The 13,948-nt window shown below is 33.7% G+C and carries 12 protein-coding genes; 7 read left to right on the plus strand and 5 right to left on the minus strand.

The window, feature by feature from the left end; translation table 11 throughout:
* Positions 1-48 precede the first annotated feature (48 nt).
* From ABWU55_RS01375 to ABWU55_RS01405, 7 genes are all read left to right on the plus strand, one after another.
* The gene (locus tag ABWU55_RS01375; RefSeq protein WP_007549714.1) at positions 49-1,182 is read left to right on the plus strand and encodes a hypothetical protein; all 1,134 of its coding nucleotides are present in this window, start codon (positions 49-51) and stop codon (positions 1,180-1,182) included.
* A gap of 75 nt (positions 1,183-1,257) precedes the next feature.
* A complete protein-coding gene (locus ABWU55_RS01380) occupies positions 1,258-2,166 on the plus strand; it encodes a helix-turn-helix domain-containing protein (RefSeq protein ID WP_006280075.1) in 909 nt (302 codons plus the stop codon).
* 25 nt (positions 2,167-2,191) lie between these two features.
* A complete protein-coding gene (locus ABWU55_RS01385; RefSeq protein ID WP_010962716.1) occupies positions 2,192-3,103 on the plus strand; it encodes a helix-turn-helix domain-containing protein in 912 nt (303 codons plus the stop codon).
* A 483-nt stretch (positions 3,104-3,586) separates the two neighbouring features.
* The gene (locus ABWU55_RS01390; protein ID WP_006280073.1) at positions 3,587-4,501 is read left to right on the plus strand and encodes a DMT family transporter; all 915 of its coding nucleotides are present in this window, start codon (positions 3,587-3,589) and stop codon (positions 4,499-4,501) included.
* A gap of 470 nt (positions 4,502-4,971) precedes the next feature.
* Positions 4,972-5,100 carry a hypothetical protein gene (locus tag ABWU55_RS01395; protein WP_255324786.1) on the plus strand — a complete coding sequence of 43 codons (129 nt, stop codon included), beginning with the start codon at positions 4,972-4,974 and terminating at the stop codon, positions 5,098-5,100.
* Positions 5,063-6,376 carry a group II intron reverse transcriptase/maturase gene (ltrA, locus tag ABWU55_RS01400; RefSeq protein WP_006280268.1) on the plus strand — a complete coding sequence of 438 codons (1,314 nt, stop codon included), beginning with the start codon at positions 5,063-5,065 and terminating at the stop codon, positions 6,374-6,376. Before ABWU55_RS01395 ends, ltrA begins: the two co-directional genes overlap by 38 nt.
* A gap of 157 nt (positions 6,377-6,533) precedes the next feature.
* Positions 6,534-7,790, plus strand: coding sequence for a UDP-glucose dehydrogenase family protein (locus ABWU55_RS01405; protein WP_353286389.1), 1,257 nt, complete (start codon positions 6,534-6,536; stop codon positions 7,788-7,790).
* Between the two features lie 17 nt (positions 7,791-7,807).
* Here ABWU55_RS01405 and ABWU55_RS01410 read toward each other — a convergent pair whose 3' ends face one another.
* The 5 genes from ABWU55_RS01410 to ABWU55_RS01430 all read right to left on the minus strand — a co-directional run bounded on the left by ABWU55_RS01410 (position 7,808) and on the right by ABWU55_RS01430 (position 13,946).
* The gene (locus ABWU55_RS01410; RefSeq protein WP_006280071.1) at positions 7,808-8,953 is read right to left on the minus strand and encodes an MFS transporter; all 1,146 of its coding nucleotides are present in this window, start codon (positions 8,951-8,953) and stop codon (positions 7,808-7,810) included.
* Between the two features lie 127 nt (positions 8,954-9,080).
* A complete protein-coding gene (locus tag ABWU55_RS01415) occupies positions 9,081-10,133 on the minus strand; it encodes a threonine aldolase family protein (RefSeq protein ID WP_006280070.1) in 1,053 nt (350 codons plus the stop codon).
* Positions 10,130-11,179 carry a threonine aldolase family protein gene (locus ABWU55_RS01420; RefSeq protein ID WP_006280069.1) on the minus strand — a complete coding sequence of 350 codons (1,050 nt, stop codon included), beginning with the start codon at positions 11,177-11,179 and terminating at the stop codon, positions 10,130-10,132. Before ABWU55_RS01420 ends, ABWU55_RS01415 begins: the two co-directional genes overlap by 4 nt.
* Before the next feature lies 1 nt (position 11,180).
* Entirely contained in the window at positions 11,181-12,956 is a 1,776-nt protein-coding gene (locus tag ABWU55_RS01425) for an ABC transporter ATP-binding protein (RefSeq protein WP_006280068.1), read from the minus strand.
* Entirely contained in the window at positions 12,957-13,946 is a 990-nt protein-coding gene (locus ABWU55_RS01430; RefSeq protein ID WP_006280067.1) for a phytanoyl-CoA dioxygenase family protein, read from the minus strand.
* Between the last annotated feature and the right edge of the window lie 2 nt (positions 13,947-13,948).

The raw sequence follows: 13,948 nt of genomic DNA on the forward strand, positions 1-13,948 counted from the left end.
TATAAAGTTTATTGTACGCTTAAAAAGTATTTTTAATATGAGGTTTATATGACTAGTAAAGATCGGAATAAAAAGACTAATGTTAATCACAAGAAAATATTTGGTGCTCTTGAAGGCGTTGATATAAAGCAGTCTAAATTTGTGAGTAAAATTAATAACCAGAAGGAGATAAACCGGGAGGCCTCCCCTAGCAGAAACATTCGCGAAAACAAAATCAACTACGGGAAAAGCCTTGACTATGTTTATGGCACAAAACCTTTAAATGATCAAGCAGAAGATTTAAATCCATTTGCTTCAAATTTGCAAAAAATAAAACCAAGTGCAAGCGAAAGTGAAAAGTTGAGCTGGTTTAAGAGTGCTGTAGTAGAGACAAAAAACGTAAATGCATTGCATAAAGTTATAGAGCAAGTATTAGCCTCTGGAGCAAGAGTAAATGCATGTAATGATGGGGAGTGGAGCTTCGCAGAATACATGATATTGGGCACACACTTTCACAGATTAGAAAAAAGTGATCGAAAAAAGATAATGCGTAAGCTAATGCTAAGTGGTGCAGAGTTTCATGATACTCTACTACAGAATAAACTGATAGGTGAAATCTATAATGAGCTACAACCAGAAGTTCAGCCACAGATAGATGAGAGACTAGAAGAACTAGAGAAAGCTGGCGAAAGTGCTGTGCAAGAAGGAGAATTAATAGATGTTGAGATAGATAATACAACATCGTACATAGAGTTTTCTGGGAATAGCAAGGTAGAGGTAGCCAAAATACTGAGAGAGTTAGGGAGTAACATTTTAAAAATGGGTAATAATGCAGTTGAGATCAGAAGGGAGGAAGGAGGTGCAAGAAATTACGTTGATGTATCAGATGGTAGCTCCGTTGTGTTAGAATTTCCTACAAGCCTTGGTAAGCTAAATATTGTATTGTACCAGGACGTAAAAAACTGCAGTCAGGTACAAGTAAAAGTAGCGGATAAGGAAATGTGGGCTGAATTACAAAAAAGAGGAGAAGAAATTGGAAAAAATTGCCTTTTTGGGGGAGTGAAACTTAAGAAAGTGGTAGAAAGAGGTAATTTCACTAGGTGCGGCATATGGAGTGAAAAGCAGAAGGAAGTAAGTGAAAAATTGTTTTCATGGGCAGACAAAGTACGTGAAAATAGTAAAGAAACTTGTAGGGCACTTTAATTCATCAATTTAAAGGTTCCAGAGTCTGGCTATTATATCTGGAGCCTTTGAGCTATAGTATAAAATATTATATGTATGGTTCTTTTTGTGGAAAAAAGTCTAGATTATAAAGTGGGAGAAAAATTAAAAAGTTGGAGGTTAGAGAGAGGGTATACTCAGAAAGATTTAGCAGAGAAACTTGGTGTAAAGTACTGGGTAATACTTCAATATGAAAAAGGGAATCGTAGAATTTCAATTGAAAGGTTATATGCTATAACTGAGGCACTATCAATCAGTATTACGGATCTAATTCCTATATCAAAAAGCTGTCTTGAAGATGAGGGAGAAGAAATCTTAAATCTAGTAAGAGAATATAAAAAGATTAATGACCAGGAGTTACGTAAGATGTTTTGTTTACTAACCAATTTTGTCCAAGTTAGTGAAAAAAGTAGTAAAAAAGCAGAGAAAATAAAGATTGCAAAAGGTTTGGTTAAAGCAGGAGTTTCTGTTGATATTGTTGCAAAAACAATTGGCCTCTCTGCTGATGAATGCGTTGAAGAAAAAGGAGGTTCTATTTACTGCCAAATAGGAAAGAAGATAAAAGAATGGAGGCTAGTGAGAGAGTATACTCAAAAAGATTTAGTAGAAAAAATGAGTACAACACGTGACGAAATAAGCAACTATGAGCAAGGAAGGACTGCTGTTCCACTTGATAAATTATATGAAATGGCAGAAGCATTATCGATTAATATTACGGATCTACTAATAGAGGAAGGGAGTAAAGTGAAAAATGAGCTACCTGATTTGATTAAAGAATACAAAGAAATTGAGAGCCAAGAACTACGGCATGCACTAATAAAGTCTTTGTTTGAAGGGATACGGATTTGTGAGGAGAAAGTGAGAGAGATAGAAAGGATTAAAGTTGCAAAGGATTTAGTAAAAGGGGGAATTTCTATTGATATTATTTTGCAAATAATCGGTTTATCCGTTGATCAAATTGCATGAAAATTTATTTCTAAGTAAGGTATATATGTTTGTTTCTGTAAGCGATATTAGTTCTATAAGCTACAAAATAGGACAAAAAATAGAAGATAGCAGGTTAATGCGAGGGCATACTCAAGTAGAATTGGCAAGTGAAATAGGTTTAACATACCAAGAAGTAAACAGCTATGAAAATGGGTATATTCCTATTCCAATTGAAGTACTATATGTAATAGCAAGAGTATTGTCAGTTAATGCTATAGATTTATTACCCGAACCAGTAATAGTAAGGGAAGACAGCTATGAAGACGAGGAAATACTCTATCTAACGAAAATATATGAGAATCAAAAGTTAGGCAAAATAGTACCTTCATTAGTCAGGTTTGTTCATATTAGCGAAAAAATTAATCAAGAAGAGGCAAGGTTGGAAATAGCAAAAAATCTAGTGAAAGAAGGAGTTTCAGTTGACATAATTTCCCAGGCAACCGGCTTATCTATTTACGAGTATGATAATACAGAGAGAGAAATCTGCACTGATTCTATATATTACAGAATAGGGCAAAGAATAAGAGAATGGAGGTTAATAAGAAGGTATACTCAAAAAGATTTAGCGGATAAAGTTGGCGTAACACTCAAGGAAATACATGAATATGAAAGAGGTTATACTACCATACTATTTGATAAATTATATGAAATAGCAGGAGCATTATCAGTAAATATTAAAGTCTTGCTACCTGAAACGAGAGAAAGTAAAAAGCTATTGAGTTTAATAAACGAGTACAGAGAACCGGAATCATTAGATGCGTTAGTCAAATCTCTATCTGAAGATATGAAAAGCGGCAAGGAAAAAGTTAAAAAAGCAGAGAAAATCAGGGTTGCGAAAAATCTAGCAAAGGCAGGTGTTGCAATTGATATTATTGTGCGAGCAAGTGGCCTAACTGCTGATGAGTGTGAAAATTGAATTGTGTTAAAGACGGTACTGAGAAACATTATATTAAGATATAAGTAAAGATGGTTACGTATTTAATACATCTATTCTGAAAATTTGTTTAGCTGACTCAACTGAAGCATTTTCGTAAAGTTTTGCTGCTAATTTGCTTGTTTGATAACTTTCTTTAACGTCTTCACAGCTAACACTGAAAACACATATTGCTAATGCTAGCAGAGAAGCTAGTTGGTAAAATTGCCACAGCCGTCAGTACTCCCGATTACTTTTCCTGATAATGTGATAGTATTCGCAAGTATTATCATATATTACAAAAAAATCAGTTAGCATTTCTGTTTATTAAAATTATACAATAAAGCTGCACTTTATATAATACTTCTCAAATCATTTCTACTAAATATTTATGAATATGGTTAAACAGTAGATAGAGGAAACCTTGTCTAGTATTGATCTTTTTTATAGTAAAGTTATCTCATAAAATATTAAATTGGGAGTTTTATGGATCACAGATTAAGAGCTTATTTGCTTGGAGTTACCTGGTTTATACTCAGTTTACTTAGTAGTGTAGCTAATGATACTATATCAAAATATCTAAGTTTACATCTCCAAAGTTTTGAAGTAATCTTTTTCCGCTTTTTATTTAGCACTATTACCCTTGTACCTTTTATGCTTTACTATGGAAGAGAAGCTTTTAAAACAAGTCAAATATCTATTCAGATAACTAGAGGAGTATTGTTATTTGTTGGAATAACCTTGTGGACCTATGGGTTAGCTATTTTTCCCATAGTAACTGCAACAATTATAAGTTTTTCTATACCATTATTTGTTATACTTCTTGCAATCCCTTTACTAAATGAAAATATAATTTGGCAAAGATGGTCAGTAACTGTTATTGGCTTTGTTGGTATTGCTATTACTACCAAAGCTTATAGTGAAGACTTTAATCCTAAAATTCTTATTTTTATTGTATCTACATTAATCTTTGCTATATTAGACATACTTAATAAGAAACTCGCAATAAAAGAGTCCGTAATAAGTATGTTATTTTATTCAGCTCTAACAACAACTATTTTTTCCACTGTGCCTTTGCTGTTTTATTGGCATTTGCCTTCCTTGTTAGAATTAGTATTACTACTGATTTTGGGAATTAATTCAAATCTAATTCTGTTCTTCACATTAAAAGCTTTTACTCTTGCAGATGCTACTGCACTTGCACCATATAGATACATAGAGCTAATAATTTCTGCAATAGTAACATATGTTATGTTTAATGAGTTGCCTGATAAAAGTGCTTTGTATGGTATTTTAATATTAATACCATCGACTTTGTTTATAGTTTATTCAGAAAGTAAAGTAATTAAGAAAAATAATGTATGCAACGCTAGAGTAAAAATTTATGACTCTAATTGTTAATGATGTTCTTTTTAAATGTTTAAGCAGTTGAGCTACATTAGGATATTTTTAAGGTGATGACAAGATGTGTGCGCCAAGAAGTGCGTAAGGAACAGTTGGTGAAAATCCAACACGGGTAAAGCTTAGCCGGCAACCTGGAACAAACCATTATGCTGCGTAAGGTAACGAGCGTAGTAAAGCTAATGGAATGGACAACATAGGGTGCAACGAAAGTGAAGGTATTGAGTCCCGTAATTCACGCGTCATGGGGGCTGACACTTTACATTTGGTGGAAGGCAACATGGGTAATAACGCTAAGGCAAGATATTACTCACCTCATCGGGATCGAAGGCCGCGTCATGTGTTGAGATGGACCTTACGTGAACTTGGGAGATCCTTTGTATTCCTGTAAGGGTACTCTGGAACAAGTCAATAAAGGCGAGGACTGGAGGAAGATGCAAAGGAAGTCGGACTAACTGATAGTACTCGGAGTGTGGGAAAGCCACATACAAGGGGAAGCGGTTAGCAATATAGTGACTGGTATAGGGATTGCTATACCAATACAACAGAGATTGGAGGAGTATGCAAGGAAAACTAAACCAGATAGCAGTAAGGGCTAAGCAAGATAAGCGAGTAAAATTTACATCATTAGTTCATTTGATTAATGAAGAGAATCTTGCAGAGTGTTATAAGGAACTAAAACGCAACAAGGCTTGTGGTATAGATCGTGTGACAGTGGAAGCTTATGGAGAAAATCTAGAAGAGAAACTTAAAACACTAGTGGATAGTATGAAGAGAAAACAATATCAACCGCTACCAGTGAAAAGGGTATACATACCCAAAGCCGGGAGCAAAGAGAAGCGCGGTCTCGGAATACCATCAACGGAAGATAAGTTGGTACAGGTAATGCTAAAGAAGATATTAGAAAATATTTATGAAGCAAACTTTATGGACAGCTCGTATGGATTTCGACCAGGAAGAAATTGTCATCAGGCGATAAACGCTCTAGATAAAGCAGTTATGCACAAACCAATTAACTATATTGTAGAAGTGGATATCAAGAAGTTCTTTGATAATGTTCAACATAAATGGCTAATGAATTGTCTAAGGGAACGAATAGCTGACCCAAATTTATTGTGGTTAATAAAACGATTTCTAAAGGCAGGAATAGTCGAAGTTGGATGTTATAAAGCAACCGATCAAGGCACACCACAAGGTGGTATAGTAAGCCCTGTATTAGCTAATATATACTTACACTATGTGCTGGACTTATGGTTTGAAAAGAAATTTAAGCCAAAAGCCAGAGGATATTTACAGCTAATAAGGTTTTGCGACGATTTTGTAGTTGGCTGCGAGAGGGAAGAAGACGCAAAAGAATTTCTAGAATTACTGAAACAAAGACTAAGTAAATTTGGGTTGGAAATAGCTGAAAATAAAACAAAAATAGTAAAGTTTGGTAAGAAAGAATGGTATCAAGCAGAAAGAGAGAAACGTAGGACGGCTAGCTTCAACTTTCTAGGATTTACACATTATTGTGGAAAAAGTCGTAATGGTAAACTTATGATGAAGCAGAAAACTTCAAAAATAAGCCTAGCCAGAAAGATTAAAGAAATCAAAGAATGGTTGAAGATGGTACGAAGTCGTATCTGTCTCAAAGATTGGTGGCAGAAACTTAAAGCCAAACTAACAGGACACTATAGCTACTTCGGAGTTAGCGGAAATTATCGGTGTTTGATTCAATTCTATCGACCGGTAACAAAGTTAGCATTTAAGTGGATAAACCGACGTAGTCAAAAGAAAAGTATGGATTGGGAACAATTTATACACTATTTAAAAGTAAATCCATTACCAAAACCAAAGGTATATGTTTCTTTATACACAGGAGCACTAGTGTGAACGCTGTATTGTGGAGCCGTGTGCGGGAAATCCGCAAGCACGGTTCTTTTGGGGAGACTATGGTTATGAGACCAAATCGCTGGTTTCAAGGTCATGAGTCTCTACCAGACATATAACCATTATAGGAATAGGGTATGTAGGTTTAGTATCTTGTGCAATGTTATCAGAGCAGGGTCATAACGTTGATTGCATTGACATAAATACTAAGAAGATTGAGTTATTGAAATTAGGAAAAATTCCTATATATGAGCCTGGATTAGCAGACTATTTAGAGAATAATATAAAGTTACAAAGGATAAGATTCTTCGATTCGTATTCTCAAATAAATCCCAACACAGAAGTAGTGTTTGTAACTGTAGATACTCCATCAGACTCCCTAGGAAATGCAAATTTACAGAATGTATATAATGCAGTAAGTGAAGTTTCTGAGAGAGTTAATCAAGATTGCTTAATAGTGATAAAGTCAACTGTTCCTCCTGGTACTGCAGAAAATATATATAATTATTTATCTAATAAGGGCTATAACTTTGATTTGGGGGTTAATCCAGAGTTTCTCAAGCAAGGCTCTGCAGTATCAGATTTTTTATACCCAGATAGGATAATAATAGGAGTAAAAACTAAGCTAGCTAGAGCAAAACTAGAAGTTATATATAGATCATTTATAGATAAGAATATTCCGTTAATAGTCACTGATACAGTTACTGCTGAAATGATTAAATATGCTTCTAATGCTTTTCTAGCAACAAAGGTTGCTTTTATCAATGAGATGGCAGGTTTATGTGAGCTATTAGGAGCAGACATTGACCTTTTAGCTAACAGTATGGGAATGGACCATAGAATAGGTAAGGAATTTCTCAAAGCTGGTCCAGGATTTGGAGGATCATGTTTTCCTAAAGATTTGTCAGCTTTAATAAGGCTTGCTGAAGATCACAATGTCAAGCTACAAATTTTAAATTCAGTTAAGGAATCTAACTATAATCATATAACAAACATTGCTAAAAAGGTAGAATATGTATTAAATGGAGTCCAAAATAAAAAAATAGCAATATGGGGGCTAACTTTTAAGTCTGGTACTGATGATGTAAGAAATAGCCCAGCTATAGATATTGCACAATTGTTAGTGAATAACAAGGCTAAAATTACTGCATATGACCCAATGGGGATGGATAATGCTAGGCAAGTTCTAAAGGATATAGAATACGCGGACAATGCTATAGGGGCTGCAAGGGACGCGGAAGCCTTGTTATTGTTAACGGAGTGGAAAGAATTTAAAAATCAAGATTTTGCAAGTTTAAAGAGTATTATGGCTGCACCTAATGTTTTTGATTTCCGTAATTTATTAGATAGCGAGCTATTACTAAGATATGGTTACCATGTTTATTCCTTGGGTAAAAAATCTATCTACAAAGTTTAACTGTTGAGAAATTTTTTTTACACCGCTTTACTTAGTTTTTTTAGATCTTTGCTTGATAGTATGGAAAAGCAAACGAGTGCAACAACAGAGCAAATGGAAAAAAATGAAAACATAATACTGTTACCACAGTGCTTAACAAGTACTCCTAAGAGCACGCATGAAAATATTGAACTTGCAATATACCCAAATAATCCTGTTAAGCTTACAATTGCACATACATTATTTTGTGGAGCAATTTCTACAGCTATAACACCTGTCAGTACTTGCACTCCAAATATAAAGAATCCTGATAAGATTGCACAAAGGTTCATAAGAATTATGTTTTGACCAAAGTTCATTGCAATAAAAGTGAGTGCTATACCCAACATATAAAGTGATGCCAGCAAGCTTCTATTTTGAAAGAAGTACATATCACTAATTCTTCCTGTTATTAAAGTTCCAAGGATTCCACCTAAATCATATACGCCTGTTATTAGTGAGGATTGTACAAGAGAAATTTGTAATTTATTCTTTAAAATTATAGGAAACCAAAAGAAGATTCCCATTTTTATAATATAAGCACAAAAAGTAGCACAACATAGAAACCATATGGAACTTGTTACCTTGATACCTATTTGAGATTTCTGCACCTTATAATAGGTAGTAAAGTTGGCACTTTCTTTGTAATATGCCTTTAATATTATATAAATTCCAAAAAGTAAGCATAAGAAACCAGAGTACAAAAATGCACTTTTTGCATTATATATTTTAATTATACTTGGTAATACAATTAAAGTAATACAAGAACCAAGTTGCTGAGATGCGCTCATAACTCCCCATGATGATGCAATTGAAGAGATGCTAGAGTTTGTAACCATAAACTTGGTAATAGCTGGCCAACCTAACCCTTGTGTCCAAGCTAATAATATTAATGTTAACAGTAATAAAGTTAGATTATTATATGATAAAGTTATACCAATGGTTAATAATCCAGTTGCAATATTGCATAGCCCAAACATAAATAATGGATTATTTTTGGAGTCCATGATTATTCCATTAACAAATTTTGATACTCCATAAAAAAAAGAAAAGCAGGCAAAAAAATAGCTTAATTTTACATGGTCAGTATCTATTAACAGTGGTAGAGCAATTGGTATACTTTGTCTTGATAAATAAAGCAGCATATATCCACAGAAGAATAGTAAATATTGAAAGAAGACAAAGTTCACACCTATTCCCAAATAGCTCTATGCAGATGCTAGCATAATACTATATTGGTATAATATTGTTTGACAAGAAGTTTGCAAACAATTAGTGCAGAAAATTACTTAGTATCTTTCTTATAGCAGATACAGTAGTATTAATATCTTCATAGCTTATATCTCTATGTGTTATAGCTCTGATTTTACCTTTGATGTTAGCCATTCTAATTCCATAATTTGTCATTAGTACGTTTATTAATTCTTGAGTAGATATACAATTAGTACGTAATGAAAAATACGCTATATTAGTTTTATACAGGTCGATATCAATTATAACTTGATCTATGGAGTCTAGGCCTTCTATAAGGTGCTGCATTTTTTTATGATCTTCTTCTAAAGAATTTACATTATTACGTAGAGCATATAAACATGCAGCTGAAATAATGCCAGCTTGGTGCATACCTCCGCCAATTTGAAACTTATAGTACCAAGCTTTTTCAATAAAATCTTCACTTCCAAGCAATATTGCGCCCATTGGAGCACCTAATCCTTTACTAAAATCAATGAATACCGAATCAAAATAACTTGCATACTCCTTTGGAGATATTTTAGTATGAGCACAAGCGTTGAACAGTCTTGCTCCATCTAAATGAGTGAATACGTCATTCTCTTTGCAGAGACTTGAGATCTCTTGAATATATTCTAAAGGCCACACAGCTCCACCACCAAAATTTGTCGTTTGTTCGATAGAAACAAGCCCAACTCTCGGAATATTTCTTAAACTAGGACGAGTAATAAACTCAACAATTTGTTCTCCAGTAAATATTCCTCTTGTACCTTTGATGGGCAAAGGAGTAGCATGTGCCTGGGCTGCGATCAAGCCAGATTGTACTATGAGTGGATGTGAAGTTTCATCAAGCAGCAAGTAATCACCAGGTCTTTGAATGTGTACTTTATAAGCAATTACATTGGACATCGTTCCTGAAATCAAAAAGATTCCTGCAGGTTTACCTAATATTTTACATGCGGTTGCCACTAATTCGTTCACAGTTGGATCTTCACATGCAGCTTCGTTTCCAACTTTTGCTTTAGCCATCGCTTCCCTCATTTTAGCTGAAGGGTCAGTGTTTGAATCGCTAAAGAAATCTATTTTTACTCTCATATTAAATTTAACACAACCTCCTTTATAATTTCAGCAGCTTTCATGATGTCTGTTTCCTTTGTGCCAAGATGGGTAACTGCTCTTATATGAGACTCGAGCCAAGGAAAAAGCAATAAACCATAAGCTTGGCACTTACTCAAGAAAACCTCATTAGTTACATTTAGTGCTTTTATACTAAAGCTTACTATATTAGTTTCTGGATAAGGTAGTACCAGTTTTATGTGTGGAATTTCCTTAATCTTGTCTGCAAACAGTTTGGCGAGTTTATTGTCTTCTTTAAGCCTAGAAATATTGTTCTGTAGTACATACTTTGCTGCATTAGCACAATACCCTATCTGATGATAACCACTACCTAGCCAAACCTGTAGCTTTTTAGCCCTTTCAATTATCTCTCTTTTACCCATAAGCATTGAACCAAAAGGAGCTCCAAGTCCTTTGGTAAAAGAAAAGCTCATTGTATCCACATATTTAGCATAATCTGCTAAAGCAATATTTGTTTCGACATGAGCATTAAATATTCTTGCACCGTCTAAATGAAGATTTACATTGTGAGCTTTTAAAAAGTGATATAACTCGACTTGTTTTTCAAAAGGATAAATTTTACCATTAAACCCGTTTATACTATTTTCTATAGAAACAAGACTCACCTGAGCAAAAATTTTGTACCTTGGCTTAGAATTAATAGCATATTCTACTTCAGCAACATCTAAGATTCCGCTATTATTTCTAATACAATTAAATACGATATTATTTACTTTTGCATTGCCTGCGCTATCGAAAAAATTAACGTGATAATTATAATGAGTTATTAGTTCATCACCAGGACTTGTTTGACTGGCAATGGCTAATCTATTTGCAAGCATACCGCTGGTTGCAAATAATGCTTCTTCTACTTTGAATAATTGTTTGCAATATTCTGATAAGTCATTACAGCTTTTGTCTTCACCATAAGCAAAATCTCCAACAGTTGCATTACTTATTGCATGTATAACGTTGGAGCTCTGCAGAGTTGTAGTGTCACTTCTCAGATCAATAATTTTTTCCATCTTATTTTTTGCCATTCAAACAACCAATTTGAGCATTCCAAAGTTCCTTATAAAGACCTTGCTTAGAAACTAATTCAGCGTGTTTACCATCTTGGACAATTTTTCCTTTGTTAAATACTAGAATTCGGTCCATATGTAAAAGTGTAGAAATACGGTGTGCTATAGTAATGGTGGTTTTATTTTCCATCAACTTAAATAAACTCATTTGAATTGTTTTCTCTGTTATAGAATCTAACTGACTAGTTGGCTCATCGAAAAATAATATCGGAGCGTTTTTTAGAAATGCTCTTGCTATGATTATTCTTTGTCTTTCCCCTCCAGATAGCTTTATGCCTTTTTCTCCGACTACAGTTTCATATTGATCGGGTAGAGTCATAATGAAATCGTGAATACCAGCCAGCTTTGCAGCTCTTATTATTTCTTCGATAGTAGATTGAAGTTTACCATATATAATATTTGCTAAAATAGTATCATGAAACAACAATGGTTCTTGAGGTATTACAGATATTTGTTGCCTCAAAGAACTCTGTGTAACTTCCGATACTACTTGATTATCAATCTGTATATTACCTTTTTTAACATCAAATAGCCTTATGATTAAGTTTATAAAAGTAGATTTACCACCTCCAGAATAACCAACTAGACCTACCTTTTCGCAAGGATTAATGGTAACTGAAAAATCTTGAAATAATGACTTCTGACCCTCATAAGAAAAAGAAACATTATTAAACGTTATTCTTCCACTTAATAAATTTAATTTTTTAGCATTTTCCTTATCTTGAATTTCTGGTACGGTAGTCAAGATTGGCAATGCATCTGAAACTTTGCCGAAATGAGTAGAAAATTGGGTAAGATTCCTAGTTAGATGGTTAAGAAACTCTATAATCGATATATTAATTCCAAGTACAAGAGCAATATCTCCTATTGCAATCTTGTTCAATTGATAATCATGAATTAAAAAATACAAGTTTACTGCTTGGAGTATATCAAATGAATAGCCATATATAAACCAAAGCCAAAAGTATGCCCATTGTAATTTTCTTTCTGCAATAGTTTTTTTCTTGCATACTTGAAAAAATTTATGCCTCTCATGCGCTTGCCGAGAAAATAACCTTACTGATATAACATTTAAAATACTGTCGGCTATACCCGCTATTACTTGTGAACTTTGTTTAGAATGATCATCGGCTAATCCGGTAAGCACCCGAAAACTGAAAACCGAAATCAAAATAAAAATGTTCACCCAAATGAATGTAGCTATTGCAAACTTTATATTTACTAGTGATAAAGTATAAATAGCCAAGATTAATGCTATACTATAACTAAAGAAACAGTCTATAAGCAGTCTTATTAGCTCTATCACACTATCCATTAAGTTACTGACCTTATATACTAAACTTCCGGATAGGTTGTTTTGATAATAGGAATGGTCTTGCTGAAGCAGCCTGTAAAAAGACATATCAGCTATTTTTTGACGCATTGAGGTAAACATTCGAATGTCAACAAAATAGCCATAGAATCTAAAAGCAGTAGTAATAAGTAATGCCATACAAACATAAGCGCTTACAGGTAATAAAAGATTTTCAATTACATTACCTTCTTGATATTTTACAGCTGTATCTAAGATATTTTTTACTAAATACTTTCTAAAAGATAAATCAACAGCCACTACTAGGGCAACCAGGAACATTACAAGCACATTAAGCTTAAACTTGGATAAGATATTCAAAATGAACACCAATATATACTTGAAACTACCAACTCTACTTTTGTTCATTTATAATGCTAGCTCCACCACATTGACTTTTTTATTGAGAAATACAAGCAGTGAAAACCATAAATTTTTGTATATTTTTCCTGAAATGTCTCCAGCATCATGTAGTGCTGACGCTTGATTCAGAATAAGTAGCTTATATAAATCTCGCTTAGCTTCAGCAGTGTTGACCTCAGAAATATTTGTAGTTGTGTCTGTAATAAAGGCTAACCAGCTCTTAATAAGTTCTTCCATATTTTTTGTTTTTATACTTTCCTGGCGACGAAATAATGATAAGTATTCTCTCAGTATAAATTCTGTTAATGCACCACAGTTTAATATACCAAAAACTGAAGGCTGAGGTTTTGGCACACAAGGAAGACTTTTATCTTTTACAACCCATCTCGTAACATAAGCAAACCTATCTTTAGCATCTATATTCTTATCACTACCATGCCATAACCGTGAATCAAAAACTATCGCATCTCCTGCTGAAATAGGTAGTGACTTAATTTTATAATTTTCCCGGTTATCCGAGTATTGATCCAAAAAGTATGGATGCCAAAAATCAACTAGAGGCTGTATTTTCCAGTTGTGACTATCTTCTATAACTTGTAGTGCACCTGAAGTTTTATTGACATTATTCAAAGCTAGCCAAACAGAAAAATGATAAGGGTCATTAAAGCTATAAGAGATGTCCTGATGGAAGGGAACTGCATCTATTAAATCAGCAGTTTTACATATAACATTTGATTTTTTCTGCAGTATCTGGCATTGAAGTGACTTTTCAAGATAATTTTTAATAATTTTATCTAATACTTGAGATACAATTCTAGTTACCTGAGATGATGTACCCCATCTTCCAGTGCAGTTTAAATAGTCAGAAGTTGAAACACCTAATTCTTGAGATAACTTTGATATCTTGCTTATTATATCATTTAAAGACTGAGTTATTAACTCTAAAGGAACTAGATTTTTGATAATAAAAAAACCATTTTTTTGCAATGCTTTCATAT

This window comes from Wolbachia endosymbiont (group A) of Crataerina pallida (genome assembly GCF_964028475.1).
GTDB classification, from domain to species: Bacteria; Pseudomonadota; Alphaproteobacteria; order Rickettsiales; family Anaplasmataceae; genus Wolbachia; species Wolbachia pipientis.

What these genes read in the sequence shown, in the direction of transcription:
- ABWU55_RS01385 (WP_010962716.1), top strand. Translation starts at nt 2,192, where the DNA reads ATGTTTGTTTCTGTAAGCGATATTAGTTCTATAAGCTACAAAATAGGA.
- ABWU55_RS01380 (WP_006280075.1), top strand. Translation starts at nt 1,258, where the DNA reads ATGGTTCTTTTTGTGGAAAAAAGTCTAGATTATAAAGTGGGAGAAAAA.
- ABWU55_RS01420 (WP_006280069.1), bottom strand. Translation starts at nt 11,179, where the DNA reads ATGGAAAAAATTATTGATCTGAGAAGTGACACTACAACTCTGCAGAGC.
- ABWU55_RS01410 (WP_006280071.1), bottom strand. Translation starts at nt 8,953, where the DNA reads ATGCTGCTTTATTTATCAAGACAAAGTATACCAATTGCTCTACCACTG.
- ABWU55_RS01430 (WP_006280067.1), bottom strand. Translation starts at nt 13,946, where the DNA reads ATGAAAGCATTGCAAAAAAATGGTTTTTTTATTATCAAAAATCTAGTT.
- ABWU55_RS01390 (WP_006280073.1), top strand. Translation starts at nt 3,587, where the DNA reads ATGGATCACAGATTAAGAGCTTATTTGCTTGGAGTTACCTGGTTTATA.
- ABWU55_RS01375 (WP_007549714.1), top strand. Translation starts at nt 49, where the DNA reads ATGACTAGTAAAGATCGGAATAAAAAGACTAATGTTAATCACAAGAAA.
- ABWU55_RS01405 (WP_353286389.1), top strand. Translation starts at nt 6,534, where the DNA reads ATGTTATCAGAGCAGGGTCATAACGTTGATTGCATTGACATAAATACT.
- ABWU55_RS01415 (WP_006280070.1), bottom strand. Translation starts at nt 10,133, where the DNA reads ATGAGAGTAAAAATAGATTTCTTTAGCGATTCAAACACTGACCCTTCA.
- ltrA (WP_006280268.1), top strand. Translation starts at nt 5,063, where the DNA reads ATGCAAGGAAAACTAAACCAGATAGCAGTAAGGGCTAAGCAAGATAAG.
- ABWU55_RS01425 (WP_006280068.1), bottom strand. Translation starts at nt 12,956, where the DNA reads ATGAACAAAAGTAGAGTTGGTAGTTTCAAGTATATATTGGTGTTCATT.